Genomic DNA, 26,288 nt, shown 5'->3' with positions numbered 1-26,288 from the left:
CGCAGAAGATGTACAGAAAAGTCCCTACAGACTTGAATTTTGTTGCGAGAGAAAAAGAGGTTGAAAAATTCTGGGAAGACCGTGAAATTTTTAAAAAGAGCATGGAGAACCGGAAGGAAGCAGAAAGCTACACATTCTATGATGGTCCGCCAACCGCCAATGGCAAACCCCATATCGGACACGTATTGACTCGTGTCATTAAAGATATGATCCCCAGATACCGTACCATGAAGGGTTATGATGTTCCCCGTAAAGCCGGCTGGGATACCCACGGACTTCCGGTGGAGCTGGAAGTGGAAAAGATGCTGGGACTTGACGGCAAGGAGCAGATTGAGGAATATGGTCTGGAGCCGTTTATCAAATATTGCAAGGACAGTGTGTGGAAATACAAAGGCATGTGGGAGGATTTTTCAAAGACCGTCGGTTTCTGGGCGGATATGGATGATCCTTATGTCACCTATGAAAATAATTTTATTGAATCCGAATGGTGGGCATTAAAGCAGATATGGGAAAAAGGACTTCTTTATAAAGGGTTTAAAATCGTTCCTTACTGCCCGCGCTGCGGAACTCCCTTGTCCAGCCATGAGGTTGCCCAGGGGTATAAAGACGTAAAAGAACGTTCTGCCATTGTAAGGTTTAAGGTAAAGGGAGAAGATGCTTATATCCTGGCATGGACCACGACCCCGTGGACCCTTCCTTCCAATGTGGCTCTTTGCGTCAATCCGGTTGAGACCTATGTAAAGGTAAAAAGCGGAGATTATACCTATTATATGGCGGAAGCACTCTGCGAAAAGGTTTTGGAAGAGGGTTATACCATTTTAGAAAGCTATACTGGCAAGGATCTGGAATATAAGGAATACGAGCCGCTGTTTGATTTTGTAAAACCGGATAAAAAAGCGTATTTTGTGACCTGTGATTCCTATGTTACATTGACGGATGGTACCGGTGTGGTTCATATTGCTCCGGCTTTCGGTGAAGATGACTCCAAAGTAGGGAAAAAATATGATCTTCCCTTTGTACAGTTAGTGGATGCAGCGGGTGAGATGACCAAAGAGACCAAATGGGCTGGTGTCTTCTGCAAGAAAGCAGACCCAATGATCTTAAAGGATCTGGAAGAACGAGGACTTTTGTTTTCCGCACCGGTATTTGAGCACAGCTATCCGCACTGCTGGAGATGCGACACTCCTTTGATCTACTATGCAAGAGAATCCTGGTTCATTAAGATGACCGCGGTAAAAGAAGATTTGATCCGCAACAACAATACCATTCATTGGATCCCGGAAAGCATCGGAAAAGGACGTTTCGGCGACTGGCTTGAGAATGTACAGGACTGGGGCATCAGCAGAAACCGTTACTGGGGCACTCCTTTGAATGTATGGGAGTGCGAATGCGGCCATCAGCATTCCATCGGCAGCATTGAAGAGTTAAAGAGCATGTCCTCCAACTGTCCTGATGATATCGAGCTTCACCGTCCATACATTGATGCGGTGACCATTTCCTGTCCCAAGTGTCACAAGGAGATGAAGAGAGTTCCGGAAGTGATCGACTGCTGGTTTGATTCCGGTTCCATGCCGTTTGCCCAGCATCACTATCCGTTTGAAAATAAAGAATTATTTGAGCAGCAGTTCCCGGCAAACTTTATTTCAGAAGCCGTGGACCAGACGAGAGGCTGGTTTTATTCCCTCCTTGCCATCTCTACGCTGATCTTCAATCAGGCACCTTATAAGAATGTTATTGTTTTGGGACATGTTCAGGATGAGAACGGCCAGAAGATGAGTAAATCCAAAGGAAATGCGGTAGATCCGTTTGAAGCACTGGAAACCTACGGAGCAGATGCCATCCGGTGGTATTTCTATATAAACAGTGCGCCATGGCTGCCAAACCGGTTCCACGGAAAAGCCGTAATGGAAGGACAGCGGAAATTCATGGGTACCTTGTGGAATACTTATGCATTCTTTGTACTATACGCGAATATTGATGGATTTGACCCGACAAACTATACTCTGGATTATGAGAAGCTCCCGGTCATGGACAAATGGCTGTTATCCAAGCTGAATACTCTGGTAAAAACCGTGGATTCCTGTCTGGAGAACTATCAGATTCCTGAGTCTGCAAGAGCCCTTCAGGAGTTTGTAGATGATATGAGCAACTGGTATGTCCGCAGAAGCAGAGAGCGTTTCTGGGCCAAGGGGATGGAGCAGGATAAGATCAATGCTTATATGACGCTTTACACTGCTCTTGTAACGGTAAGCAAAGCGGCAGCTCCGATGATTCCGTTTATGACGGAACAAATCTACCAGAATCTGGTCTGCAGCGTGGATAAGTCCGCTCCGGAAAGCATTCATTTATGTGATTATCCGGCAGCAGAGGAAGATAAAATTGATAAGCAGCTGGAAGAAGATATGGATGAGGTTTTAAAAATCGTGGTCATGGGCCGTGCAGCCAGAAATACAGCCAATATCAAGAACCGTCAGCCGATCGGCCGGATGTTTGTAAAGGCACCTCACAGCCTGCCTGTCTTTTATCAGGAGATCATTGAGGAAGAATTGAACGTGAAAAAGGTAGTATTTACCGACGATGTACGTGATTTCACCTCTTACAGCTTCAAACCTCAGTTAAAGACCGTAGGACCGAAGTATGGCAAGCAGCTTGGAAACATTAAGAACGCTCTTTCCGCAATCAACGGCAATGAAGCCATGGATACCTTAAATGATACAGGCGCTCTTACCTTTACGTTTGACGGAATCGAAGTGGTTCTTACCAAAGAAGACTTGCTGATTGATACCGCACAGACGGAAGGATATGTTTCTGAGGGAGACAACACCATAACCGTAGTGCTGGATACCAATTTAACACCGGAGCTTTTGGAAGAAGGGTTTGTGCGGGAGCTGATCAGCAAGCTTCAGACCATGCGTAAGGAAGCCGGCTTTGAAGTTATGGATCACATACTGGTTTCTAGTAAGGATAATGAAAAAATTGCAGAAATATTAAAGGCTCACAAAGAAGAAGTAAAGAGTGAAGTCCTTGCAGAAGACGTAATACTTGATAAAACCTCCGGATATGTGAAGGAATGGAACATTAACGGGGAAAGCGTAACCTTAGGTGTGGAGAAGATCCAGTAAACAGTCAGGAGGTTTTGTGGAATGAGTATGGGATTTGATAAGGAAACCTTTAAAAAAAGCGTTCTGTTTAATATGAAGAATGTGTTTCGCAAGACAGTGGAAGAGGCGACACCGGAGCAGATGTACCAGGCAGTTGCCTATGCAGTAAAGGATGTGATCATTGATGAGTGGATCGCAACCCATAAAGAGTATGAAAAACAGGATGTAAAAACCCTGTATTATCTGTCCATGGAATTTTTAATGGGCCGTGCTCTTGGCAACAACATCATAAATATTATGTCCCAGAAGGAAGTGAAGGAAGTTTTAGAGGAGCTGGGCTTTGACTTGAATGCCATCGAAGACCAGGAGCCGGACCCGGCTCTTGGAAACGGTGGCCTGGGCCGCCTTGCTGCCTGCTTTCTGGATTCCCTGGCGACTTTGGGATATCCGGCTTACGGCTGCGGCATCCGCTACCGGTATGGCATGTTTAAACAGAAAATAGAAAATGGTTATCAGGTGGAAGTACCCGATAACTGGCTGATGAATGGCTGCCCCTTTGAGATCCGCCGGGCTGAATATGCCACCGAGGTAAAGTTCGGAGGGCATGTGAATACGGTGTGGGAGGATGGAAAAGAACGTTTTGTTCAGGAAGGTTACCAGTCTGTCCGCGCCGTTCCTTATGATATGCCCATTGTGGGTTATGGAAACAATGTGGTAAACACCCTTCGGATCTGGGACGCGGAAGCCATCAATACCTTCAGCCTGGATTCCTTTGACAGAGGCGACTATCAAAAGGCGGTCGAGCAGGAAAACCTTGCAAAGACCATCGTAGAAGTCCTGTATCCCAACGACAACCACTACGCAGGAAAAGAACTCCGTTTAAAACAACAGTATTTCTTTATTTCTGCCAGCGTGCAGAGAGCGGTAATGAAATACATGGAAAACCACGAAGACATTCACCGGTTCCATGAAAAAAACGTATTCCAGCTCAATGATACCCATCCAACCGTGGCAGTTCCTGAACTCATGAGAATTTTGCTGGATGATTATAGGTTAGGCTGGGATGAGGCATGGGAAATCACCACCAAAACGTGTGCATATACCAACCACACCATTATGTCGGAAGCACTGGAAAAATGGCCTATTGATCTTTTTTCCAGGCTGCTTCCGAGAATCTACCAGATCGTGGAGGAGATAAACCGCCGGTTCCAGGAGAAGATTGAGGAAAGGTATCCCGGAAACCAGGATAAGGTCCGCAGTATGGCCATCCTCTATGACGGTCAGGTCCGTATGGCTCATTTAGCCATTGCAGGAAGTTTTTCCGTGAATGGAGTTGCCAGGCTTCACACGGAGATTTTAAAGAACCAGGAGTTAAAAGATTTTTATGAGATGATGCCGGGGAAATTTAACAACAAAACCAACGGCATCACCCAGAGACGTTTTCTGCTCCACGGCAATCCGCTGCTGGCGGAGTGGATCACAAAAAAGATCGGCGGCGACTGGATCGTTGATCTGCCGCACATCCGGCGGTTGGCCCCTTATGCGGAGGATCCCAAAAGCCGGCAGGAATTTATGGATATCAAATACCGGAATAAAGTCCGGCTGGCCGCCTATATCAAAGAACATAACGGCATTGACGTGGACCCAAGGTCCATCTTTGATGTGCAGGTCAAGCGTCTTCATGAATACAAGCGTCAGCTGATGAACATTCTTCATGTCATGTATTTATACAATCAGCTGAAGGATAATCCTTATATGGATATGCTCCCCAGGACATTTATCTTCGGCGCCAAGGCTGCAGCAGGCTATAAGAGAGCCAAACTGACGATCAAGCTGATCAACGCAGTGGCAGAAGTGGTCAATCGTGACCGCAGCATCGGCGGAAAGATCAAGGTAGTCTTTATTGAAGATTACAAGGTTTCAAATGCGGAGATTATTTTTGCTGCAGCCGATGTCAGCGAGCAGATATCTACAGCCAGCAAAGAGGCTTCCGGTACGGGAAATATGAAGTTTATGCTCAATGGTGCCCTGACACTTGGGACCATGGATGGGGCAAATGTGGAGATCGTAGAAGAAGCAGGGGCCGAAAATGCATTTATCTTTGGCATGTCCTCCGATGAAGTCATCCGCTATGAGAAAGAAGGCGGATACGATCCTATGGAGATCTTCAACAGCGATTCTGAGATCCGGCGGGTATTGATGCAGCTGATCAACGGATATTATTCTCCGGAGGACCCGGAACTGTTCCGGGATATTTATAATTCTTTATTAAATACCCAAAGCAGTGACCGGGCGGATACCTACTTTATCTTAAAAGATTTCCGGTCGTATGCAGATGCCAGAAGCCGGACCGATCAAGCGTACCGGGATGAAGCCTGGTGGGCAAAGGCCGCCATGTTAAATGTGGCATGCAGCGGTAAATTTACATCAGACCGTACCATAGAAGAATATGTGAGAGACATCTGGCACCTGGAAAAGGTCAAGGTGGAACTGGAAGAACCATAACATTTTTAAAAAACGCTTCGGAAGTGATTCCGGGGTGTTTTTTTGCATATATTGAACAAGGTTTGGTTTGCCGTATTCCATTACTGACAGAAGTGTGATTCCTTCCTAGCAAAGGTGGTGAAAGTTGATGATGAAAAAAATGATCATGGCATGTATTCTTGCGCTGTTGTTTCCATATATTATTACTCTGGCCTGGACCGGGAAAATCGAGGAAAAAAAAGATCTCCCAATCCAATCCAGCGGAAAAACCATTATTCTTGACCGGAAAGGCACACAGTCTTCCATGGATGTGGAAGAATATTTACCGGGTGTGGTGGCAAAACAGATTCCTGCCGATTATGGAAAGGAAGCGTTAAGGGCCCAGGCGATCATAGCCCGGACATATATTTATGGTAAAATGAACGGCCAGAACGAAATTAAGGAATCAGAGCTTCATATGGAATATCTGGAACAAAAGCAGATGGAAAAGCTATGGGGAAGTGAATCCTTTGTGGCAAGCTACCAGGCAATCGAGGAAGCGGTGCGTTCGACGGCTAAAATGGTCATAACCTATGATGACGCACTGATTGACCCTCTCTTTCACCGGGCCAGTACCGGAAAGACCAGAGCCGGAGATGAAAACCATCCCTACCTGCAGCCGGCGGAGTGCAAACGGGATATGGAAGCAGAAGGGTTCCTTTCGGCAGTGGAATTGAGCAAAGAGGATTTTGCGGGTAAAATCAATCAGATAGCAGGAGATACACCGGTAAAGGCAGATCAGATACCAGGAAGCATACAGATCATCAGCCGTGACGAGGGAGGATATGTGAACCAGATTCAAATCGGCACCAAAACCTACTCAGGAGAAGAGATTCAGTATGCACTGGGCCTTCCTTCCTGTGCCTATTCTTTTGAAGATTATGATGGGGGCGTACGCATTGTCTGTCAGGGAATCGGACACGGGTATGGGTTCAGTCAGTTCGGGGCCAAATGCAAAGCAGAGGATGGATGGACGGCAGAAAAAATTCTCCCTTATTTTTATAAAAATATTGTTATAAGTTCTGTATAACTCTTTCACTCTTGGTAAGAATATTACCGAGGTGATAAACGTGAAAGAGAGAATCGGTCAAATGTTCAAGGATAAAGTATTCCTTGTCCTGTTAGTTCTAGGCCTGCTGACTATAGTAGCTGCAGCAGGAGTTATTACTGTTCAAAGAGGAAATGGTGGAGGAGAAAGTCCTTATCTTAAAGTGCCGGACCAGAGCAACATGATTGTTCAGGAGTCGATTCCCCAGGAGACACAAGTAGCAGTTGCAGGAGACTCAAACGCAACAAAAAGCAAAGAAGAGGATATGCAGGCAGTTGATTCAGGAAATGCCACTGCCAAACAGGAAACACAGGCTCCGGCAGTAAAAGCCGGAACAGACAAAGATGCTGCCAGTTCTCTGGTACTTAATTTTAATGATGCGACCAGAATGACATGGCCGGTAAAGGGAAATGTCCTTTTGGACTACAGCATGGATTCAACCATCTATTTCCCAACTCTGGATCAGTATAAGTGCAATCCAGGAGTAGTGATTCAAGGGGATGTAAGCACACCCGTTGTAGCACCTGCCAATGCAAGAGTGAAGGAAATCGGAACTAATGAAGAAATTGGCAACTACGTTGTCTTGGATATGGGCAACGAATATACCGCAGTCTGCGGCCAGTTAAAAGAGCTGCAGATCACGAAAAATGAATATGTGAAAGAGGGACAGGTTTTAGGCTATGTAGCCGAACCTACCAAGTATTATTCCGTAGAAGGAGCCAACGTATTCTTTGAACTCACCCATAAGGACAAAGCGGTTGATCCTTTAAATCAGATGAAATAAGTACAAAAAGATCAATGGAAAAAAGTTATAAAAAAATAATAAATTGTTCATACGCGATTAAGAGTCGTCTGCTATACTGAAACGGACAAATAAACGGGGAGTGTGGCTATGAACATATTATTTTTTTTAACACCAAAGAACGAAGTGGCTTATATTTACGAGGATGATTCTCTGCGTCAGGCGTTGGAGAAGATGGAGTATCATAAGTACTCAGCCATACCCGTGATTAACAAGACGGGGAAATACGTTGGAACCATAACCGAAGGGGACATGCTTTGGGGGATCAAGAATAAATTTAATTTAAGCCTTAAAGAATCGGAATCTGTGACGGTGGCAGAGATTGACAGGAGATCAGATAACCGTCCGGTGTATGCGGATTCCGATATGGAAGGATTGATCGATAAAGCCCTGAATCAAAATTTTGTTCCTGTAGTGGATGACCAGAAGAACTTTATTGGGATTATTACCCGCAAGGATATCATTCGGTATTTCTACGAGAAGTCTCAGGAAGTACAAAAACCGGCTGTCAAAAGCCAGATGGTTTTAAGAACTGAATAATGATTAAAAAAGCGTTTTCCTTTGAATGACAGCAGGAAGCGCTTTTTTTATGTCTGGAAACAGCAAGAAATAATTGGCAGAAAAATCACAGGCATTATTCTAAAATTTGGGAGAATAATAAGGGTATGGAAAGAAAGCACGAGGTGAGAACAATGAGATCAATTTGGACGGAAACGGCACAGATACCCAGAAGAAATCCACTTACCGGGAACAAGCGGACGGAAGTGGTCGTGATAGGCGGCGGAATGGCAGGCATCCTGACCGCATTTTATTTGCAAAGGCATGGAATCCATGTGGTAGTTTTGGAAGCAAACCGGATCGGAAGCGGTCAGACCGGATATACAACTGCAAAAATTACATCCCAGCACAATCTGATTTACAGCAAATTGGAAAAAACGGTCGGAAAAGAAACAGCCAGGCTTTATGGAAAGGCCAATCAGCTGGCAGTAGAGGAGTACGGAAAGCTGATCAAAAGATATTCCATTCAGTGCCATTATGAACAAAAGGATGCATACCTTTATTCTGTTCAGGAATCGGAAAAGCTGTTAAAAGAGGCGGAGTCTGCAAAAAGGCTTGGGCTTCCGGCTTCCTTTGTCCGGGAAACAAAGCTTCCGTTTCAGGTGCATGGTGCGGTACGGTTTACCGGACAGGCCCAGTTTAATCCTCTGGAATTTCTGCGGGACATATCTGCCGGACTCACTGTTTACGAACGGACCAGAGTCGTAAAGGTTCAGGGGCATGAAGTGGTAACCGACAAAGGCGTGATTAAGGCGGATAAAGTGGTCTTTGCTTCTCACTATCCGTTTGTCAATGTACCTGGCTTCTATTTCGCAAAAATGTATCAGGAAAAAAGCTATGTACTGGAGCTGGAACCGGTGGAGGCTCTGGATGGAATGTATCTGGGAGTGGATAAAAAGGCATATTCCTTCCGCAATTACGGCGACAGGCTTCTATTGGGCTATGGCAGCCACAGAACGGGAAAAGCACCTGCTGAAAATCCTTTTTCTACAATGAAACAGGTGGCAGAGCATTTATTTCCCCAGGCGGAAGAACGGGGAAGATGGACGGCCCAGGACTGCATAACTCTGGATGGGATTCCCTATATCGGGACCTACTCCTTTTTTCGCCCTGACTGGTATGTTGCTACCGGATTTGGCAAGTGGGGAATGAGTTCTTCCATGGCAGCAGCAAAGATTTTAAGCATGCAGATCACAGGGAAGAGGACGCCTTATGATGCTGTATTTTCTCCACAGAGGCATCATCTGAAAGCATCGGCATTGAAATTTGCAGTTCATGGACTGGAATCAGTCAAAGGATTGTCTGCGGGAACCATGCCTGGGGCAATCAATTGCCCTCATTTGGGCTGCCGTATGGTTTGGAACCGGTATGACAAGCGGTGGGAGTGCCCCTGTCATGGTTCCGGCTTTGAAATTAATGGAAAAATATGTGCTGGCCCTGCACAACAGAGTATTCCCTTCATAGATTGATATTAGAAACTTTTCAGTAGTGAAAGGAGTCATACATCCTATGGATCGTTATGCGAAACAAGGGTATCCCGGTGGGTATCACCGCACCGGTACATCCCCATGGGAGCCTGTCATGGGGCTTGATATGTCAATGAGCCCGGGAACGGTCATTCGTCCTGACATGCCGCTTGGTTCGGGTCCGGCTAAATCTGCCGAGCCAGTACCTTCTTCTATCCCAATGAGCCGCCAGGAAATGCCAGCAGGCCCATGTCCCTGGTATCCGGTCAAAAGACCTGTGTGTCCGGAGACCGACAGTGCCTCGGATGTTCCACCAATGCCGATGAAATGTCCGGAAAAACCGTCCTGTGTAAAGCCGGTGAAATGCCCGGAAAAACCGTCCTGTGTAAAGCCGGTGAAATGCCCGGAAAAACCGTCCTGTGTAAAGCCGGTGAAATGTCCGGAAAAACCGTCCTGTGAAAGACCAATGAAAAGCCCGAAGATGCCGTCTTATGTAATGCCGATGAAATGTCCGGAAAAACCAGCGTATGAAAAACCATCGTGTGAGAAACCGGCGTGGGAAAAACCAGCTTGCGAGAAACCGGCATGGGAAAAACCAGCTTGCGAGAAACCAGCATGGGAAAAACCAGCTTGCGAGAAACCGGCATGGGAAAAACCAGCTTGCGAGAAACCGGCATGGGAAAAACCAGCGTGTGAGAAACCAGCGTGGGAAAAGCGGTCATGTAAAAAACCAGAATGGGAAAAACCGGCGTGTGAGAAACCGGCATGGGAAAAACCGGCATGTGAGAAGCCGGCATATGAAAAGCCGTCCTGTACAAAGCCTGTGAAATGTCCGGAAATGCCTTGCACTAAAGCTCCCGGCGTATCTCCGGTTCCGGCAAAAACAGCAGGTGAATGCATCGACAAGTATCCCATTGCAATGGCTTATGTGCCATGGCAGTGCTGGCAGGAGGTTTACTCCGTTGATGTGGCATTAAGCATGGGAACCATTTTCCCGGATTTATTTAAGCCATTTACGATGGGAGGGTGCCGGTCATGAGTTGTAATTGTAATGTTGATTGTAATATGTTGCTAACGCAGGTTTATAATGCCAGCTTTGCAATGGATGATGTGGTTTTATATCTTGATACCCATCCGGATGACAAAGATGCTTTAAATTATTATCATTATGTAACAGATTTAAGAGAGCAGGCACTGCAGGCGTATGAGGAACAATGCGGTCCTCTGTTAGCGGAAGGCGTCAAGGATGACAACTATTGGACCTGGATTCAGGATCCTTGGCCCTGGGAAGGAGTGTGCGGCTGATGTGGAGATATGAAAAAAGATTACAGTACCCCGTAAATATTACCACTCCGAACCCTAAGATTGCTACATTTATTATGAGTCAGTACGGTGGACCGTTTTGCAATAACAGATAAACATACGAAGGGGGGATATGCTCTTTCGTTTCTATGTATCCCCCTGATTATAATCAAATTGTTATGAATTCATTTTAAGAAGCGATATAGTAGAAGAATTTAAGTTTATTTTCTTCTTTGTCGTAAACAATTTTTTTAATTACACTTCGCAATGCCTTTCCTTTTGTTGCATTATCTGCAGCTGGATCGGAAAGAAGATCATAGGCATTCTGCAGCCTGGAGGCAAGCTGTAATTCTTTGGCTGTTTTTTCCATGGCCTGTATGCTTTTTAACTCTTCAAGCCTTATTTTCAAATCATATTTTTCCTTTTCCAGGCGTTCTTTGTGATTTTTATATTCGTCCAGAGAATCAACCCCTTTTTCATATGCATCTCTGATTCGGAGCATTTTTAATGGAATTTTTGATAGTGCTGCTTTTATCAGTTCCATTTCACTGGTTTTATAGGAGCCGGAAGACCGTACATATTCGTACCGGTTTCCAGTAGTTATCAGAGCTTTTCTCAGTGATTCCAGAATCAGGGCCTCCGCTTTTTGTGCGGTGATGCTGCAGGATTCCTTATGAAGGCCTTTGGAATACCGCCAGCACTGGAAACAGCCGCCGCCAGAGCCGTTTTTGGAGGCTTTATTAAATCCCAGACTTGCACCGCAATAGCCGCACCTTAAAAGGCCGGATGCCCAGTGCTTGCAGTCTGATGCTTCCCGCCTGCTTTTGGGACGGTATTCCTGTTTCAGACGTATTTGGTTTTCCTTAAAAACTGAGGTTATGGAGCTTCTTACTTCGTGGGAACCCTGAAAAGAGATGTCTTTCCATGTAACGATGCCATTGTAAAAATTATTTTTTAAGATTCGCTCAACGGAACGCCGGTCAAACGGATTGCCTCTCTTGGTCAGATAGCCCCTTTGGTTTGCAGCTCTCGCAATGGCTGATAAATCCATTCCGTCATGATAGGCCTGATGGATGAATTCCACGATTTGATACTCCTCTTCATTAATGAGAAATGGTTTTCCGCCTCCGGCCGCCTGATAACCAAGGCAGGGCGAGGTCTGATATCCTTCTCGCAATGCTTTTTCCGTCATTCCTCTGGTAACCTCGCCGGAGAGATTAAAGGAATAGTATTCGTCAAACCATTCAATGATGCTTTCGATTAACCGGCCAAACATACCATCCATAATGGGTTCCGAAACGCTTTTTATTGTTACTCCGCATTTTTTCCTAAGTACACTTTTATAAAAGGTGCTTTCCTCCTGGTTTCTTGCAAAACGGGAGAACTTCCAGAGGTAAAGATACTGAAAGGGGGAGGGCTGGGACTTGGCGATGGAAATCATTTTCTGGAATTGTTTCCGGTTGTCGGCGCGCCGGCCGCTGACTCCTTTTTCTTCTATAAATATATATTTTTCCGGTATGAGGATTCCGTCGGCTTTTGCTGCTTTTTTTATCTCCCTCAGCTGGGCTGCGGGAGATAGTTCCGTCTGATCGTTTGTACTTACCCGAACATAGGCGGCACCGATTCCAGGCATTTCTTTTTCTTTCAAACATTATCACTTCTTTCCGGTTATGGCTTATGAAAACAAGGAAACAAGTACAATCCGTGTCACATACATTTTACCAGGAAGGGGAGAAAAATATGTTAAAAAACCCGGAAATTGAAAATTACATAGAATTAAACGGTGAAGAAATTCCCATAGATTCTCTGCCAGAAGAGAGACGAAAAGAGCTTGCAGGGATGCTTGAAGAAAAAATCATGGAATCCGCAGGATTAAAACGGATTTATGCATACAGAAAGCCTATAAAAGGGAGGAAGCCGGCGGGATGAGGAACATCCTGCCGGCTGAGTATGAAAAAGTTTTTATGAAAAAGGTTATCACCTTTTATGAGTTTTAATATACCAGAGGGATGTGTCTATATTTTGTTGAAAGTGTGAAAAAATTGTGAAAGGAAAACCTGCAAGTCAAGACACTGTGATTTTGAGAATAGGAGAAGGAGGAATGGGTCAAAATGTAATGGAGAGAAACAAAAACATTACGGAACAAAAGGAGAAAGCATTGAAAAGAACAGTAGTTTTTGATTTTGACGGAGTGATTCATAGTTATGTGAGCCGTTTTACAAGTGCTGAAATCATTCCGGACGAACCGGTTGACGGAATCAAAGAGGCAATTGATGAAATCCGAAAGGCAGGATATGAAGTGGCAGTAGTATCCTCCAGAGCGGCAAGTGAAGAAGGAAAAGCTGCAATCCGGAAGTATTTGGACAGATACGGAATTCGTGTGGACGACATCACCTGGAAAAAGCTTCCCGCAATCTGTTATATTGATGACCGCGCCATCTGCTTTCGCGGAGACACGTCTTCTTTATTGAGCCAGATCCGATCCTTTCGACCCTGGAATAAGAGGTAAAGCAATGCCCCGGTCGAGAAAAGCCAGGGCATTTGGTGTTTATTCTATGGGAGAACAGTTTTTAAATGGAAAGAAAAACTCTGGAATTCCGGTCGAAAACGGAGCAATGTCATACTGCTGGTAATAAATAACAATGCCGTCAGGGGTAACGTAAAAACTTTCTATGCTAAAATTGCCCCGAACAAGGGAAGGAAAGTCTTCAAAATAAGTAGAGGGATTTGCATTTTCCCTTCCCGTTATCTGCTTATTGATTTCCGAAATAATAAATTCTGTAAATGTTTTTGAGTTGGGAAAATAATCTGAAAGTTTTAATTGATTGCCGGTCTCAAAATCCCATGTCTGAGAATCCCTCACCGTATCTCCATGAGCTCCGCCCAGATAAGTGTATTGGTCTGTAAAGAGACTGGTTACACAATTCTCGTTGTATGTAATTGTATAAACGGATAGGAATTCATAGCTGTTAAAGGGGAACTGGTGATCCGATGCATACATTGCCTGTTCTACGGCTTGCTGATACAATACGTTCCGGCAATAGTCTTCTTTTTGTTTGGCCTGATAGTTGTAGTAGTTATTTACATACGTTGCGGATGCCTGGCTGCAGGTGGTGGTAAAGTTGGGATAATGAATGGTATAGGTCAGAACGGGCACACCCTGATGAAGCATGGTATCCGTAAGTATTCTATCAATGATATTCTGCATAAGAGCCTCATAAAAGGATCGTTTTTATAATATATGGATCAGCTTTTGCATTTATGTAAGTTTATAAAGAGCAAACGGAACCCATGGCTTTTACATATTTCCCCCGCATTGGGACAGACTAAATTTGAGGTGATAACAATGGAAAAAGACAAGAAGAATGAGCAAACTCCAAAAAAACAACAGGAGTCAGATAAGAAACCGGAAACCTTTCAGGATCACTGGCAAACCGGAACGTTTTTGGGACCTAATACTTTGAGATATGAAGAGAACAGAAGAGTGTACGAAGAAGAGGATTCCAAGAAAAACGATTTCTAAAAGGCAGGAGGAAGCTGGTCAAGGGCTTCCTCCTGTGAATATCTGTTTTTACAATCAGGTGGGCCGGATGGAGAAATGGGTGCCTCCATGCGTTATCTTTCCCAAAGGTATGCGATGCCTTATAAGGAGTGCAAAGGACTTTTGACAGATATCGGAACAGAAGAATCGGTCCTTCATGGATATCGGTCAAGGGCGTCAAATGTCCTGAAATGGTAATTTCAAGTACACGTCAAGAGTGAAGCAATCCACTCCATACCCAAGGCGTGTGCCTTTTTTTGTTTTGGCATAAAATACATGATCCACAACCTGTTTTAATAACGCATTCTTTTGGAGCGGATCTTCTGTTTGTGTATAGGATTTTAAAATGTTCTCAAAGTGGGGGATACACTGTTCTTTGCGGACAATGCGCTGCTGTATATCTGAAATTTCTCTATCTATTTGTTCTAGGGATTTTTTGTTTTCCTCAATCTTTTTTGTCAGATCTCCAGACCGTTTCCGGAATAGCTCCAAAGAGTATAACTTCTGTTCAAAGTAATCATAAACAGTATCCAATTGGTGTTGGAGTTTGTTCTCCTCATTGGTGAGGTTGGATCGCATTGTCATTTTTCGCTCCAGAACTTCGTTCCAATTGTTGAAATTCTCCCCTTGAATTTTTATTTTGTATTGTTTTAAGGTATCTTTTAAAAATTGAATCAGACGTTCTTCCACCAGGTAGTAAAAAGAGCCTACGGTAGGGCAGCCGTGGGTTTTGCAAAGAAACGTATCCGTGGCGTTTTTTTTCCCTGCAGGACGGCGGTATAGGATCCTTTGACATTCGCTGCAATAGATCAGCCCTGCCAAAGGGGATTTGATGGTGGAACAATTGGTGGGACGGAAGCTGGCTTCCATTTTTCGTTTGGCAGCATAAAATAGGTTTTCTTTAATAATAGGCGGATGTATCGCGTCAAAGATTTCCGGATTTGCATTGACGGGACGGGAGAGCTTCACTACGCCGTTTTCTATGGTTTTTATCTGCTTGCGCTTGCCCACTTCCAATTTGCCTATGTATGCATAATTTTTTAAAATCCCCTTTATTACACCTGTTTCCCAATGATCCGATTTACGGGGGAGGACATTCATATCATCAAGCAGGTGGGCGATCTGGGCTGCTCCCATAGGCAGGTTGTCTGATTCGGGAGTTCCTTCTGTGAAAAGCTGGAAAATAAACTGGACAATCGTTGCTTCATCTGGAAGCGGTTTTAAGGTATAGCCTTTTTCCCTTGGAAGTTTTATCCGCTCATATCCATAGGGAGCTACATTGCCGATCCATTTTCCTTCTTTGGAGGAGGCACGGCGGCCGTTTTGCAACCGGCGGTTGATGATCTTGTATTCCCTGCGGCTCATGAAGAGACCGAATTCCGCATATTCTTCGTCAAACTCATCGTTGGGGTCGTAGGTTTTTATTGGGGTGATGATTTTTGTGTTTCCGTATTTAAAGGTTTCCATGATTAGCCCCTGGTCCCTGGTATCCCCACGGGCTAGACGTTCCAGTTCTACCACAAGAACACCCTCCGGCTGTTCCCTTTCGATATCTGAGAGCATACGCATCATCTCTGGCCGGGCGGCAATGGTTTCACCGGATACCACTTCCCGGTATACTTTAGAAATCGTTATTTTTAGTTGTTCTGCCAGTTCTTTCAGCCGGTTTTCATGCCTTGCCAGGGTTTCTCCCTCACCATGGGATTCTGCCTCCCGGTCTTCTCTGGATTTACGAAGGTACATGTAATAAATTCCTGTTGGGTCAAGCATGATATCATCTCCTTGTATAGTTTACTTGATTTAGGGTACAAAAATGAGGGTAAAAACCCTTTTGTGCGGATTCCTACCCTGATTTTTAGCATACCTTAATGAGTTTTATTTCTAAAAAGATTGGCTTGGTTTGCTATAATTATTAGTGGTGTATTTTTTCCTTTTTTACACGAAAAAGGAGCCATTGCTCCATAAGTGATAGCTCACTTATTTTGCAACGGCCCCCACGGGTATCTTACATTGCTTTGCATTCGGAGGCACATTTTTTGCATTCATCCGCACATTGCTGACAATGTTCATCTTTAAATTGTGTGCACCCGGCAGCACATTCTTCACAGATGGAAGCACATAGCTTACAAAATTCCCTGGCGTGCTTTCCATTCATGGTCATCAGGCAAGCCGCTTCTTTACAAACACTTGCACACTCCATCATCATAGAAATATGAGTGGTTCTCTGGGCAACATCTGGCTCTTGTAAACATAATACAGCACATTCATGGCATGCCTGAAAACAGCGCAGACACGCATCAATGCACGACTGGTAGTTGTTTAATGGTTTTCCTACAATACTCATTGATTCAAAACTCCTTTTCACTATTTTTAGTATTGTCTGCTTAACCAGCCGAAAATATTCATTTTAAAAATACATGAGGAAATTCATGCAGTAAGATATTGAAAGACGGGCAGGCGACGCAATTGGCACCTGTTTTGGCAAATACGCAAAGCTGGGGCTGAACATGGCAAGAGCTGCCGCCTCTCAATTCTGAAACATCTGAAAAACCTTGCCGACAGGGAACTTACGAAAACGGAAGGTGCCACGCGAGAAAATCTTATATAAGTGACGGCGTGAGTACGAATAAAACATGGGTCGATTGGTCAGTTTTATTCATAAAACGATGCCTCACATTTGGAGGAATGCGAACGACATCTCCTTCCTCTAAAAAATACTCAACCTTCTCTAATTCCACAAATACCTGCCCTTTCATAACAACAGCAATCTCTTCTTTATTGGAATGTGAGTAATAGCTTTCTGTGGTACTGGAGTGTGCATTTAAATCCATTATCAGAAGTTCAATGTGTGCTTTCATAAAATCAGGTGTTAGTACGTCATATACAGTGTGGTCGCTATTTTCCCTATAGATCTGTTTACGATCCTTTTTTCTTGAAATAAGCGATTTAGTATCTATATCGTTTATAAATAGAGTATAAAGAGGAACGTTTAATGCAGCCGCCAGCAACTCTAACACATTTAGCGATGGATTGGCCTCTCCCCGTTCAATTTGGCTGATTAACGATGTACTAATTCCAGAATACCTGGAAAACTCTCTTATCGTCATTTCCTTTTTCTTTCTGTAGCTTAATACCGTTTGACCTAAACGGTAATGGTTCATGAACACTTCCCCTTTCCGGTATAATACGGTTTTTTAACGATTTGTGCTAACATAACGGAAACACATATTAAAGCTGTTCTTTCATTAGAATCCGTATTATAATTATCTTGTAAATTATATTGTATCACATGTTTTATATAGTACAAAGAAGAATAAGGAGATAAATAATTTGATAGCTAAAGCTGGTATTTTCTTTTCATTATTCATTGGCGTATTTTCATTGTCTACTTCTGCTATTTTTGTGAGAGCAGCAAACGCTTCTTCTGCTATTACAGCTTTTTATCGTTTACTTTTTACTGTGTTAATACTTTTACCTTTTTTGCTGCTTAGCAAAAAAAATAGAACTGCATTTCTTGGCTTATCAAAAAAGCAATTGGGGTTGGGCTTTTCTTCAGGCCTGCTTTTAGCCGTTCATTATATGTTATGGTTTGAATCATTGAACTACACATCTGTTGCCAGTTCGACTGCCATAGTAACATTACAGCCGCTTTTTTCCATAGTGTTGGGTTATTTATTTCTTAAAGAGCGTTTAGGGAAACTAACCTTGCTTGGTTGTCTTATTTCTATAGCGGGTTGTTTCATCATAGGTTGGGGAGATTTTCAAACGAGTTATCGGGCGTTATTAGGGGACTTGTTAGCTTTTTTGGCTGCGGCAATTATTAGTCTTTATTTTTTTATCGGGCAGATTAGCCGAAGAAATACTCCTTTAATTCCTTATTCCATTACTGGCTATATGAGTAGTGTTGTATATTTGGGACTATATGCTTTCATTGAGCATAATTCTTTTACTCATTACCCGGTATCAACGTGGAAAGCTTTCTTGGGATTAGCTCTAATTTCAACAATTTGTGGCCAATTCATCTTTAATCTTTTATTAAAGTGGGTATCAGCTTCCACTATATCAATGAGCATCCTGGGGGAGCCTATTGGAACCTGCATTTTAGCGTACTTTATTTTAAATGAAGGAATTAATTTCCAACAAGGTGTAGGAATTTTTATCATTCTGGTTGGTCTATTAATATTTTTTTTACCTACAAAATCAATGGGAAAGAACAAGCAGGCACTTAATACTGTAAAATTTCAAACGCAGAAGTACCCGTAAGCAGCAACAATATCTAAATTTATTATATACCAGGAGGAAAAGAAAATGGATAAGATTAACTTTGAGGAAAAATTTCAGCTTTTCAATGATTACTGGAGTCCTAAAATTATTGGAGAACTGAATAACGCTTATGTGAAAATTGCTAAGTTTAAGGATGAATTCACTTGGCATGTTCATGAAAATGAAGATGAAATGTTTCTTGTCGTAAAAGGGGTACTAACAGTGAAATTCAGAGATAAAGACGTATGTTTGCAGGAGGGGGAAATGCTCATTGTTCCGAAAGGAACGGAGCATATGCCTGTCGCTCCCGAAGAGGTTCATGTGCTTTTAATTGAACCCAAAAGCACACTGAATACCGGAAATGTCGTAAACGATAAGACCGTTGAAAAACTTGAAAGAATATGATCAAACAATAAAGCTGTTCACAGCGAAAAAATTATGTATTATAATCAGGGATTGTATCGGCCGATACAATTCAATTTAACCGCCAGATTATAACTATTGGCAGGTTAATAAATGCACTTTTAGGGGCCTTCCAATGGCAGTATGCGGTTGGAGGGCCTTTTTTTTGCTAAAAGCAATGTATTCGCTGATGGAGGCCGCCGCAAACTTTTACATCAGCCTTACAACAGATTGCTTGTATTCGTTATTTAGTATTGATAAACTATTTCTGATAAAATAAATTGATAGAGGTGAAATCATGTGCGCCCCAACTGAGACGAAAGATAATTCAGATCAAACCAAAACATATATTCTTAATCAGATCTTAAAGGGAGAATATATTAAACCTGTCTATCAGCCTATCGTTTCCTTAACAGACGGTACGGTTTACGGATATGAGGCCCTCAGCCGCATATCCAACGAAGAGCTTCAAATGAATATAGAGCAAATGTTCCGGCTTGCGGACCGGGAGAACAAGTCGTGGGAATTAGAAGCTCTTTGCAGGACAAAAGCTCTGGAAAGTGCATCTGCCCAAGGATTAGATAAAAATCTGTTTCTCAATGTGAACTCCAATATTATCCATGATGAAGCATTCAAAAAAGGGTTTACCAAAAAACGTCTGGAAAAATACAGGCTTGATGCCGGCAAAATCATATTTGAAATCACTGAGCGGGTTGCCATATCGGACAGCAATGCGTTTTCAGGCTCTATCAGCCATTACAAAAATCAAAATTACGGCATAGCCATCGACGACTTTGGAGCCGGATATTCCGGGCTCAATATCGTTGCCAGCGTCAGACCCAATCTTATCAAACTGGATATGAACCTTGTAAGGGACATCGACAAAGATGAAATCAAACAGCTGCTGTGTAAAACAATGGTAAATTTCGGAAGAAGCGCAGGCATCCAATTGATTGCTGAGGGAATCGAAACCGACGAGGAATTAAAAACACTGATAAAGCTGAAGGTCGATTATGGACAGGGCTATTTTTTAGGGATTCCTCAGGAGATGTTGAAAAATATCACGCCTGATAACGTGGAGCTCATTAAAAAATATCATAACAAGCAATACGCTGAAAATGCCAAAAGCTCATTTTACCCCATCATTGGACACCTGGCAAAGCCTGGTTATACCTTCTCTCCCGAAGAAAAAGCGGGAAACATTTATGAGACACTGAGACAAAATCCGTCCATAACAGAATTTGCTGTTATACACAATGATATCACCGAAGGCTTTATGGTGCGGGCGGATATTTACGAAATGTTCGGCGGCAGGTACGGGCATAGTCTCTATTCCAAAAAAGCCATTAAAGAATTGATTAAAACGGACTTTATGAAAGTAAATTATAAAATGACGACGGATCAGGTTTCAAGACTTGCCATGCAGAGGACTCTGGATCAACTCTATAATCCCATCGTAGTGGAAAAAGACAACAAATATTTAGGTGTCGTAACCATCAAAGATCTGTTGAATGCATGTACACAGGTAGAAATTGACCGTGCCATGCATTCCAATCCCCTGACAGGCTTGCCGGGTAATTTGCTGATTGAAAAAGAAATTTTAAGCCGCATTGTGGGAGATGACCCCTATTGCATCACCTACTATGATATTGATAATTTTAAAGCTTACAATGACGCCTATGGGTTTAATAACGGTGATAAAATGTTGGTGCTGTTAGCTGATATCCTGCGGGACTGTGCCAGCCATAATGAATTTATCGGGCATATCGGCGGTGACGATTTCATTGTGATCTGTGATTACCACGAAGGGGAAAAATACTGCAATAAGGTGGTGGACAAGTTCGCTGCGGCCGTTCTCTCCCTCTATCGGGAACAGGATGCTAAAAGAGGCTATATTGTTTCCAAAAACAGACACGGCGTTACGGAAAATTTCCCCATTGCAAGTCTTTCCATCGCAGGAATCTCCAACCGGACCAATGCCTACCGCAGGCTCAGTGATTTTTCAGACGACATCTCCCAATTAAAAAAGAGGTGCAAAATGATGCTGGGAAATTATATTGAGATTATTTAGCCATGAGTATATAAACGCTTAAAAGGGTGCCGCAAAACGAAATTTACAAACAAGAGGGATATCTGGATATAAAACCAGAACCGGAATTCTGTCTGAAGCCGTCGGGTGTTATCTGCACCGGGCTTTTTTTCTTATTAACACGTATCTTAATGAAACATGAGCCTTTTCATTTCCGCTGGATATCTCCAATACAGTTTTTCAAGAGTGTATCCTTTGTTACGTCTTGCTTCTCTAAGCCGACTTCCAAACATATTATCCCCTCTCTTGATGAATATGTTGTCATATTTAATAACTTAAATCAATGTAAAACTTAAAAAGTTATTTATAACAACAAAATAATAAAGGAAAAGTCACAAGAGGATGATTCTAAGTGAGCAACAAGTACAACCGGTACCGCATAAGGTTAAGAGAAAGGAAGGTGCTGCATATGGTTGTTCTTGAGAAAAAGATCGGCAATACAATTATACGTGCTCATGATGATTGCTTTGTAAAAACAGAAGAAGAGCGTCAGCAGATTCTTGATAATATCAGCCGTATCGCCAGTGGGATTTATCAGGAGAAAGAACGAAAAGAGAAATCCGGTTGATACCGGAGCTGTTGGACAAGCGGAGGGTTATTAGCGGTATGAAATTCTAAGTGTACCACGTTCTTTCACAAACTCTTCACAGATCCATCAAACTCCCGTCACAATTTGCAGGTATATTAATAATCACAAAGAGGCCAATAACCTTTTTAATATACTTTTTTTCATATAGCCGGCAGGATTCCCCCATCTTGCCGGCTCCTCCCATTTATGGAGTTAATCCTTCTTTTGAAATCCATCAAGTACTTCATAAGAGCAGATCTGTTTGTATTGCATACAAAATCTTTTATGCAACGCTGTTTGTAATTCTTTCCCCGGGTATCAATGTTATCAATTATTGTTTAGCAAAATATTGTGTGAAGAAGTCATAAAAATTTATAACCACATCAATTTTAATGAACTTGAGAAACTATAAGAATAAAAAAATGGAATAACAGGAATATAAAGATGATAGGAAAAGGAAAAATGCCCTCAAGATTAATTTGAGGACATTTTTCTGACTGAGGTTTTAGCAGTCAACAAATACTTCATTAACAACCTATTGTTATTTCCGCATTGTCATCCATGCTTTTCCCCTCTGGTTTTGTTGTGTTTCTTGAACACAGTATTATTATGAGCATAAGCTATGAAAATATTATGCCAATAAAAGTAAAATAATTGGTAGATAATTAGGATTTCCCGTATCAATGTACAATAAACTTAATATTGATCGTTCGTAATTAGTGTTGTGTATTAATAAAGAATATTTACATAATGCAGCATTCCAGATAAAATAAAAATATGGGGAGGTTATTTGAATGAAATATAGAAAAGGTAATTTAGATGACTGTAAAGCAATTTATTCTTTGGTTTGTGATATGGAAAACAAGGAACTTTCCTACGACAGATTTTTCGCAATCTATCGGGATCAGGTAAGTGATTGCCATTATTATTGCTTGGTCTGTGAAGAGGACGGTACAGTGTTTGGCGTTTTAAACATGCGTTTTGAAGCACAATTACATCATGCGGAGCAAATCGCAGAAATTCTTGAATTTGCAGTTGCCAATACATGCAGAAACAAAGGCATTGGAAAAGAAATGTTTTTTCAAAGCTGTCAGATCGCAAAAAACAACGGCTGTTCACAAATAGAGGTAGCTTGCAACCAATTACGTAAAAATACGCATCGCTTTTATATGAGAGAAGGTATGCAGAATTTTCATTATAAATTTTCAAAACAACTGTTTGATGAAAGTATACAGCAAAATGCAATTGGAAAATAAACCTTAATTTTCTGTGTATAAGTATAATACCAAGTTAATAAAACTAATATTTTAATAGGCGTTAATAGCCCAAAGTTCCTGGTCCAAAAAGTGCACGAGTTTTATCGTGTGCCGTATATCATACACAGTAACCTCACAGATATAAATAGTTTTACGGGATCCCCTTTTCGTTTCAATAATACGGTCAATAGAGAAGTCCGTGTAAGAATCATCGGGGAAAATATATCGAAAATAAAGAGGTATACAATCCCCTTTCGTATTAAAACTTGCAATCACCGGAACGTTTATTCTAGCAGATAGATTAATGTATGCCATAAATATCACCTCAATAATCAGGATAACAAACATATGTTCTGCGCTGCAATAGGAAATAAAAGGGAGAAAATAGCCTGGAGGGCTAAGAAAATCACCGGGAAAGAAACCGAAGCCATGAAATTATAAGCTGGTTTCGATCACGGTTAGCTTCTTTACTGCGAATGAAAAGTGCATAGCAACACAGCATTTGATTGTGACGCATTGAATGGATAATATGGCGGATATCCGGTACTTAGGCTCTTTTCACAGATTACCGATACCGGCGAAGTCCCAACGAATTAGCCCATCTGGAAATTGTGGCCGCTATCGTTCACCAATTAACCAGAAACCTGACCCCGGAACAGGTAGTAGAATCAGGCTTTGGTCCATATTACATTGACCATACGACTGGAATCTGGCCCCAGTCAGCCGGAGGGGTACCGTTCAATGCCTGTGAGTTCCAGTCAAAAGGAGATCCAATTACTGATTTAGTCGAAGATATGGCAGCCGAACAGAAAGCGCGGAGTACTTATGACAACATTTTGCGTGTGATAACCGACCCGGAGATTTGTGATCCGATCCGTTATTTGAGAGAACGCGAAATTGTTCATTTCCAGAGATTCGGAGAAGCATTACGGATCACCCAGGATAATCTGGACAGCAAGAATTTCTATGCCTTCAATCCCAGTTTTGATATCAGAAAACCATGTTAATAAAAACAGGCTGCAGTGCAATTTTATGCTGCAGCCTGTTTTTATTAGCTAAATTCCCCGCTTTTTCAGCAAAAGTTTCCTTTATTCGATTGACGGAGGCTGTTTATACTAGTAAAATAAAAGGCAAATAGATAAGAGAATGGGGCATTATTTATGGATAACAGAAATAGCATTTTGACAGACACACTTCCGGATCAGGCTATTTTCGCACTGGATATCGGAACCCGCAGCATTATCGGTATGGTGGGAATGCCGGATGGGGAGAGAATTCATATCGTTGCCATAGAGAAGGCCGAGCATACAAAACGAGCGATGATTGACGGCCAGATCGAGGATATTGACCAGGTGGCCAAGATTGCCGGTCAGGTTAAGGAAAGGCTTGAAAAGAAACTGGGATGCAGGCTTCATAAGGTGTGCGTGGCAGCAGCAGGAAGAGCACTGCGGACGGAAAGCGTTACCTTTGAGATGGAACTTTCCAGGGCACAGAAGATTGATGCAGAAGCTGTCAGCAGACTGGAAGCCGGTGCAATCAGTGAAGCCGAAAAGATATTTATGAGCAGGGAAGGCAAGGATTCTGACCGGCAGTTTTATCTGGTAGGCTATACGGTCAGCCGGTATTACCTGGATAATTATATGATATCCAATCTGGTGGATCATCATGGACGAGTATTAAAAGCGGACATTATAGCGACCTTCCTTCCCACAGAAGTAGTAGAAAGTCTTTATTCCGCCATGCACAAGATCAATCTTGAGGTGGCAAGCCTGACTCTGGAGCCTATTGCTGCGATCAATGCTGCAATCCCTCAAAACATCCGGTTACTGAACCTGGCTATGGTGGATATCGGTGCCGGAACCTCAGATATTGCTGTATGCCGGGATGGAAGTGTAACTGGATACACCATGGCTATCCTGGCAGGAGATGAGATTACCGAGTCGATTATGAAAGAGTACCTGGTGGACTTTGATACGGCGGAGAAGATTAAGTCAGAGATAGATGAAATGGAAGAACTGCATTTTACTGATATTCTGGGATTTGAACAGACCATAACCAGAGAATCTATCTTTGAAAGCATTAAGGAAGCCTCTTTTCGGCTTTGTGAAGAAATATCTGCAAAGATCATAGAGATCAACGGAGGAATGCCGTCTGCGGTATTTTTAGCAGGAGGCGGAAGCAGACTGGCCGGTTTAAAAGAGGGGATCGTGGAGCATTTAAAGATTGATCCCAAACGAGTGGCCATTGCAGGCAATAATTTTAAGATCAATGCCTATTCAGAGGAATACGACCTTGAGAATCCGGAATACGCAACTCCCTTGGGAATCGTCATTTCCGCAGGCTTTAACATCGTCAATGACAGCTACCGGATTACCTTAAATGACCGGCCGGCTAAGATCTTCCGCAATGGAAGCTTTACGGTAATGGATGTGCTGATGATGAACGGCTATAATTATCAGGATATGATCGGACGTTCCGGACAGAATCTGGTGGTAAGCGTCAATGGCAAGAGAACCATTTTCTACGGGGAAAAAGCAGAGCCTTCGGTTTTAAAACTCAATGGAGAAGAAGCCCAGCTGTCGGACCCGGTAAATGCCGAAGACTGGATCGTATTCATTCCTGCCAAACACGGGAAGAGTGCCGCAGCTAAACTGTCCGATGTGACACCGCTTGGCCCGGACAAGAGGGTGGTGGTAAACGGGCAGCTTGTAAAAGAAGATGTTGTCTTAAAATCCGGTGATAAAATAGAAATAGAAGAGCTTGTTAAAGAATCAGATCCTGTTGAGGAGCAGGAGGTACTTTTTGCAGCAGAACGGGAAGAAGAGAGCGGTGTGGCTGTCCGTCAGGAGCATGGGCATCCTCCTGTTTCAGGAATCCGTTTGGCACCCGCAGAAATGAGCTCCATGAATATAATCTCCGGAGCACTTAAAGAGGAAATAAAAAAGGAGCAGAAAGTCAGAGGAGAGATTACGGTTATTCTCAATGACACCCCCCTGGTTCTTCCGCCAAAGCCAAACAACCAGCCATATTATCTAATGGATATGCTGGAATATTCCGGTCTGGATTTCAAAAATCTCACAAGACAGGTCATGCTTGAGGTCAACGGGGAAAACGGATATTTTCAGCAGGAATTACATAACAGAGACAATATAAGGATTTATCAGGTTTAGATGAAAAGCATTGAAACAATCGAAGATTGATGGATAAAAGAGATAAAAAGTAGTTCTAAAGCTCACATATCAGGTATAGAAGCATAAGATATACTACAAGCTTGATAATTGAGGAGCATATATAAATGAGTTGTAATAGTTGGAATAATTGCGGATGCTGCAATAATAATAATGACAATAATAACTGTAACGTCAGCTG

22 protein-coding genes and 3 pseudogenes are annotated in these 26,288 nt (G+C 42.7%); 20 read left to right on the top strand and 5 right to left on the bottom strand.

Annotated features, from left to right (window positions below; translation table 11 throughout):
- Positions 1-8: 8 nt before the first annotated feature.
- From ileS to VIG27_RS11965, 9 genes and pseudogenes are all read left to right on the top strand, one after another.
- Positions 9-3,122: an isoleucine--tRNA ligase gene (gene ileS, locus VIG27_RS12015; RefSeq protein ID WP_394522758.1), complete on the top strand. Its 3,114-nt coding sequence runs from the start codon at positions 9-11 to the stop codon at positions 3,120-3,122.
- Positions 3,123-3,143: 21 nt separating this feature from the next.
- Entirely contained in the window at positions 3,144-5,606 is a 2,463-nt protein-coding gene (locus tag VIG27_RS12010) for a glycogen/starch/alpha-glucan phosphorylase (RefSeq protein WP_394522757.1), read from the top strand.
- A 127-nt stretch (positions 5,607-5,733) separates the two neighbouring features.
- Positions 5,734-6,654, top strand: a complete 921-nt coding sequence (locus tag VIG27_RS12005) for a SpoIID/LytB domain-containing protein (RefSeq protein ID WP_394522756.1) — start codon at positions 5,734-5,736, stop codon at positions 6,652-6,654.
- Positions 6,655-6,694: 40 nt separating this feature from the next.
- Positions 6,695-7,456: a peptidoglycan DD-metalloendopeptidase family protein gene (locus VIG27_RS12000; protein WP_394522755.1), complete on the top strand. Its 762-nt coding sequence runs from the start codon at positions 6,695-6,697 to the stop codon at positions 7,454-7,456.
- Between the two features lie 108 nt (positions 7,457-7,564).
- Positions 7,565-8,014, top strand: a complete 450-nt coding sequence (locus tag VIG27_RS11995; RefSeq protein ID WP_394522754.1) for a CBS domain-containing protein — start codon at positions 7,565-7,567, stop codon at positions 8,012-8,014.
- Positions 8,015-8,166: 152 nt separating this feature from the next.
- Positions 8,167-9,501, top strand: coding sequence for an FAD-dependent oxidoreductase (locus tag VIG27_RS11990; protein ID WP_394522753.1), 1,335 nt, complete (start codon positions 8,167-8,169; stop codon positions 9,499-9,501).
- Positions 9,502-9,541: 40 nt separating this feature from the next.
- Complete coding sequence (locus VIG27_RS17755) at positions 9,542-10,537, top strand: spore coat associated protein CotJA (protein WP_415926615.1); 996 nt, start codon at positions 9,542-9,544, stop codon at positions 10,535-10,537.
- A complete protein-coding gene (locus tag VIG27_RS11970) occupies positions 10,534-10,803 on the top strand; it encodes a spore coat protein CotJB (protein WP_394522749.1) in 270 nt (89 codons plus the stop codon). The genes VIG27_RS17755 and VIG27_RS11970 overlap by 4 nt, the downstream gene beginning before the upstream one ends.
- Positions 10,803-10,898: pseudogene (locus tag VIG27_RS11965) on the top strand (manganese catalase family protein); the annotation flags it as partial. The gene VIG27_RS11970 and the pseudogene VIG27_RS11965, both read left to right, overlap by 1 nt.
- Before the next feature lie 92 nt (positions 10,899-10,990).
- Here the strand turns inward: VIG27_RS11965 and VIG27_RS11960 are convergent.
- Positions 10,991-12,448, bottom strand: coding sequence for a recombinase family protein (locus VIG27_RS11960; protein ID WP_394522748.1), 1,458 nt, complete (start codon positions 12,446-12,448; stop codon positions 10,991-10,993).
- A 92-nt stretch (positions 12,449-12,540) separates the two neighbouring features.
- Between VIG27_RS11960 and VIG27_RS11955 the strand changes: the two genes are divergently transcribed.
- Both VIG27_RS11955 and VIG27_RS11950 read left to right on the top strand, forming a co-directional pair.
- Positions 12,541-12,729 (top strand): hypothetical protein, encoded by a 189-nt coding sequence (locus VIG27_RS11955; protein WP_394522747.1) that lies wholly within the window; start codon positions 12,541-12,543, stop codon positions 12,727-12,729.
- Positions 12,730-12,901: 172 nt separating this feature from the next.
- Positions 12,902-13,309: a hypothetical protein gene (locus tag VIG27_RS11950; protein WP_394522745.1), complete on the top strand. Its 408-nt coding sequence runs from the start codon at positions 12,902-12,904 to the stop codon at positions 13,307-13,309.
- 39 nt (positions 13,310-13,348) lie between these two features.
- On the opposite strand, the gene VIG27_RS11945 is transcribed toward VIG27_RS11950, so the two are convergent.
- A complete protein-coding gene (locus VIG27_RS11945; protein WP_394522744.1) occupies positions 13,349-14,008 on the bottom strand; it encodes a DUF3298 and DUF4163 domain-containing protein in 660 nt (219 codons plus the stop codon).
- A 138-nt stretch (positions 14,009-14,146) separates the two neighbouring features.
- Here VIG27_RS11945 and VIG27_RS11940 point away from each other — a divergent pair, with 138 nt between their 5' ends.
- Together VIG27_RS11940 and VIG27_RS11935 are read left to right on the top strand one after the other, a co-directional pair.
- Complete coding sequence (locus VIG27_RS11940; protein WP_394522741.1) at positions 14,147-14,323, top strand: hypothetical protein; 177 nt, start codon at positions 14,147-14,149, stop codon at positions 14,321-14,323.
- A 42-nt stretch (positions 14,324-14,365) separates the two neighbouring features.
- Positions 14,366-14,488: pseudogene (locus VIG27_RS11935) on the top strand (manganese catalase family protein); the annotation flags it as partial.
- A gap of 30 nt (positions 14,489-14,518) precedes the next feature.
- Here the strand turns inward: VIG27_RS11935 and VIG27_RS11930 are convergent.
- The 3 genes from VIG27_RS11930 to VIG27_RS11920 all read right to left on the bottom strand — a co-directional run bounded on the left by VIG27_RS11930 (position 14,519) and on the right by VIG27_RS11920 (position 17,502).
- On the bottom strand, positions 14,519-16,111 hold the full coding sequence (locus VIG27_RS11930) for a recombinase family protein (protein WP_394522740.1): 1,593 nt from the start codon (positions 16,109-16,111) through the stop codon (positions 14,519-14,521).
- 235 nt (positions 16,112-16,346) lie between these two features.
- Positions 16,347-16,685, bottom strand: a complete 339-nt coding sequence (locus VIG27_RS11925; protein WP_394522739.1) for a four-helix bundle copper-binding protein — start codon at positions 16,683-16,685, stop codon at positions 16,347-16,349.
- A gap of 256 nt (positions 16,686-16,941) precedes the next feature.
- The gene (locus VIG27_RS11920) at positions 16,942-17,502 is read right to left on the bottom strand and encodes a helix-turn-helix domain-containing protein (RefSeq protein WP_394522738.1); all 561 of its coding nucleotides are present in this window, start codon (positions 17,500-17,502) and stop codon (positions 16,942-16,944) included.
- Positions 17,503-17,671: 169 nt separating this feature from the next.
- Here VIG27_RS11920 and VIG27_RS11915 point away from each other — a divergent pair, with 169 nt between their 5' ends.
- The 7 genes and pseudogenes from VIG27_RS11915 (at position 17,672) to pilM (ending at position 26,089) form a co-directional block, all read left to right on the top strand.
- A complete protein-coding gene (locus tag VIG27_RS11915; RefSeq protein ID WP_394522737.1) occupies positions 17,672-18,604 on the top strand; it encodes a DMT family transporter in 933 nt (310 codons plus the stop codon).
- Positions 18,605-18,649: 45 nt separating this feature from the next.
- Positions 18,650-19,009, top strand: a complete 360-nt coding sequence (locus VIG27_RS11910) for a cupin domain-containing protein (protein ID WP_394522736.1) — start codon at positions 18,650-18,652, stop codon at positions 19,007-19,009.
- Between the two features lie 295 nt (positions 19,010-19,304).
- A complete protein-coding gene (locus VIG27_RS11905) occupies positions 19,305-21,077 on the top strand; it encodes a GGDEF domain-containing protein (protein WP_394522735.1) in 1,773 nt (590 codons plus the stop codon).
- A 370-nt stretch (positions 21,078-21,447) separates the two neighbouring features.
- Positions 21,448-21,663: a hypothetical protein gene (locus VIG27_RS11900; protein ID WP_394522734.1), complete on the top strand. Its 216-nt coding sequence runs from the start codon at positions 21,448-21,450 to the stop codon at positions 21,661-21,663.
- A gap of 794 nt (positions 21,664-22,457) precedes the next feature.
- Positions 22,458-22,919, top strand: a complete 462-nt coding sequence (locus VIG27_RS11895) for a GNAT family N-acetyltransferase (protein ID WP_394522733.1) — start codon at positions 22,458-22,460, stop codon at positions 22,917-22,919.
- Positions 22,920-23,509: 590 nt separating this feature from the next.
- Positions 23,510-23,926 (top strand): annotated as a pseudogene (locus VIG27_RS11890) (manganese catalase family protein); the annotation flags it as partial.
- Positions 23,927-24,079: 153 nt separating this feature from the next.
- Entirely contained in the window at positions 24,080-26,089 is a 2,010-nt protein-coding gene (pilM, locus tag VIG27_RS11885) for a pilus assembly protein PilM (protein ID WP_394522732.1), read from the top strand.
- The last annotated feature ends 199 nt before the right edge of the window (positions 26,090-26,288 follow it).

Source organism: Lacrimispora sinapis, assembly GCF_043633585.1.
Taxonomy (GTDB): domain Bacteria; phylum Bacillota; class Clostridia; order Lachnospirales; family Lachnospiraceae; genus Lacrimispora; species Lacrimispora sinapis.
This window is presented reverse-complemented; position numbering and strand designations above follow the sequence as displayed.